This is a genomic window from Nocardia farcinica, assembly GCF_029867845.1.
Classification (GTDB): Bacteria; Actinomycetota; Actinomycetes; order Mycobacteriales; family Mycobacteriaceae; genus Nocardia; species Nocardia farcinica_A.
The window spans coordinates 1-1,097 of the sequence record NZ_JARWRU010000170.1; the positions used below are offsets into that span (position 1 = coordinate 1).

Sequence of the window (1,097 nt, forward strand, 5' to 3'; positions counted from 1 at the left end):
CGCCCGGGGGGGCCGCGCGCGCGCCCCGCGCCCCCCCGCGCCGGGCCGTGTACTTCGGGCCCGCGGCCCCCCGCTGCCGGGCCGCGGGCGCGCCGCGGGGCGGCGGGGCCCCGGCGGCCCCCCGCGCCCTGCCAGCCGAGAGCGGGATGATCGACGGTGCCGCCGACCGCGTCGACGCGGCCGCCGATGGCCACGCCCGCCCACAGGGCGCGGCGGCGGTGCCAGCGGCGCAGGAAGGCCTTGGCGCTGCGGGCGATGGTGGTGGTGGCGAAGTCCTGACCGGTCTGCGGGGTGGCGATGGCCAGCCCGCCGATGATGCGTCCACGCAGGTCGGCGGCCACGATCTTGGTGGAGACGGCGCCGATGTGGATGCCGAGGGTGAGGAAGCTGTCGTGGTCGACCTCGAAGGGCACCCGGGGGCGGCCCACCGCGCCGGGGGTGGTGAGATCGGGGCGCTCGCGCAGCAGGCCGGCGGCGAGCAGCGCCGACACCTGGCGGTTCACCGTGGCGATGCTCAATCCCGTTGCCTTGGCGGCATTGTCACGCGAGACCGGGCGGCCGGTCGCGGCGCGCAGGACGGCCGCGGCGGGGTTGTCGCTGATGCGGAGTTCGGGCGCGACGACCGGACGGAGAGTACGGGGACGCGCGGCGGTGGCCCGGGAATTGGAGCGTTCCAGGATGGGGAGAGACATCTGTGTTCCTTGCTGGAGCCCGTCCGCGGGGAGACGGGATGTGCCTACACGTGCGGCGACGGTGGCGCGTGAGCAGAGGAAGACAGCTCAGCGCCGACGGCGGGAACAACACAGTCCCCGCGGCGGCGGCAGCCGAAGACCCAGCGCGGCGGTCACATAGGTGACCCGCGGAGCGGTGGGATGTTCGGCAGACATAACCAAAAGGTAACACCCATCGTGCGTTCGCACCAAGCTTTCCGCCACCTGGAGTGAGGCAATCTACAGCAAACGTTCCCGGCTCTTCCGGCACGTTCTCCCTGCACGACAAAGCCCCGCCCCCCCCGCGCCGCCCGGGGGGGGGGGCCAATTTGGCCGGGTAAACCCCCCCGCCCCCGCCCAGGCCACGGATACGCCAGGTGGTGTGGG

General features: G+C 74.3%; 1 pseudogene. It reads right to left on the reverse strand.

Annotated elements, in window-relative coordinates:
- A pseudogene (locus QH283_RS03510) lies at positions 1-692 on the reverse strand (hypothetical protein); the annotation flags it as partial.
- Positions 693-1,097: the final 405 nt, after the last annotated feature.